Genomic DNA, 1,536 nt, shown 5'->3' with positions numbered 1-1,536 from the left:
CGCAATGGCGTATTACCGTACACCCCATGATGTGACGGCCCTGCCCGCCTGGCAGGCGCTTCAGCAACACCGCGACGCCATGCAAGGCTTCAGCATGCGCGAAGCGTTCGCCGCCGATGCCAAGCGCTTCGACCAGTTCTCCCTGAGCTCCTGCGGCCTGTTCCTCGACTACTCGAAAAACCTGATTACCGAGCAAAGCCGCGAGCTGCTGGTCAACCTGGCCAACGAAGTGGGCCTGCAGGACGCCATCAAGTCGATGTTCAGCGGCGAAATCATCAACGCCTCCGAAGGCCGCCCGGTGCTGCACACTGCATTGCGCCGCCCCGTGGGTGACAAACTTAGCGTCAACGGCGTGAACGTCATGCCGGAAGTGCACAAGGTGCTCAACCAGATCACCGAACTGGTCGGCCGCATTCACGACGGGCTGTGGCGTGGCTACAGCGAAAAGCCGATCACCGACGTGGTCAACATCGGCATCGGCGGCTCGTTCCTCGGCCCCGAGCTGGTATCCGAAGCGCTGCTGCCCTACGCCCAGCGCGGCGTGCGCTGCCACTACTTGGCCAATATCGACGGCAGTGAGTTCCACGAGCTGTCGGCCAACCTGCGCGCCGAAACCACCCTGTTCATCGTCTCGTCAAAGTCGTTCAACACCCTCGAGACCCTGAAAAACGCCATGGCCGCGCGCACCTGGTACCTGGCCCAGGGCGGCTCGGAAGCCGAGCTATACCGCCACTTCATCGCGGTTTCCAGCAACAAGGCCGCTGCCGTGGCCTTCGGTATTCGCGAAGAGAACATCTTCCCGATGTGGGACTGGGTAGGCGGGCGCTACTCGCTGTGGTCGGCCATCGGTTTGCCAATCGCCCTGGCCATCGGTACCGCCAACTTCAAGGAACTGCTGTCGGGTGCCTACACCATGGACCAGCACTTCCAGACCGCGCCGTTCGACAAGAACATGCCGGTACTGCTGGCCCTGCTGGGCGTGTGGTACGGCAACTTCTGGGGCGCCAGCAGCCACGCGATCCTGCCGTACGACCACTACCTGCGCAACATCACCAAGCACCTGCAGCAGCTGGACATGGAGTCCAACGGCAAGAGCGTGCTGCAGGACGGTAGCCCGGTGAAGACCGAAACCGGCCCGGTGATCTGGGGCGGTGTCGGTTGCAACGGCCAGCACGCCTACCACCAGCTGCTGCACCAAGGCACCCAGCTGATCCCGGCCGACTTCATCGTGCCGGTGGTCAGCTTCAACCCGGTGGCCGACCATCACCAGTGGCTGTACGCCAACTGCCTGTCGCAAAGCCAGGCACTGATGCTGGGTAAAACCCGCGCAGAAGCCGAAGCCGAGCTGCGTGGCAAAGGCCTGAACGAAGCGGACATCGAAAAGCTGGCCCCACACAAGGTGATCCCGGGCAACCGCCCGAGCAACACCCTGGTGGTCGAACGCATCAGCCCACGCCGCCTGGGCGCGCTGGTGGCGATGTATGAGCACAAGGTGTTCGTGCAGAGCGTGATCTGGGGTATCAACGCCTTCGACCA

The 1,536-nt window shown here is 63.0% G+C and carries 1 protein-coding gene; it reads left to right on the top strand.

Going from position 1 to position 1,536, the window contains the following annotated elements:
* Window positions 1-4: 4 nt before the first annotated feature.
* A partial coding sequence (pgi, locus tag ABE456_RS28390) for a glucose-6-phosphate isomerase (RefSeq protein ID WP_346646891.1) occupies window positions 5-1,536 on the top strand: 1,532 nt, incomplete at its 3' end.

The sequence above is a fragment of the Pseudomonas sp. TWI929 genome (assembly GCF_039673335.1).
GTDB lineage: Bacteria > Pseudomonadota > Gammaproteobacteria > Pseudomonadales > Pseudomonadaceae > Aquipseudomonas.
Note: the sequence above shows the minus strand (reverse complement) of the source record. Positions and strands in the feature narration are given on the sequence as shown.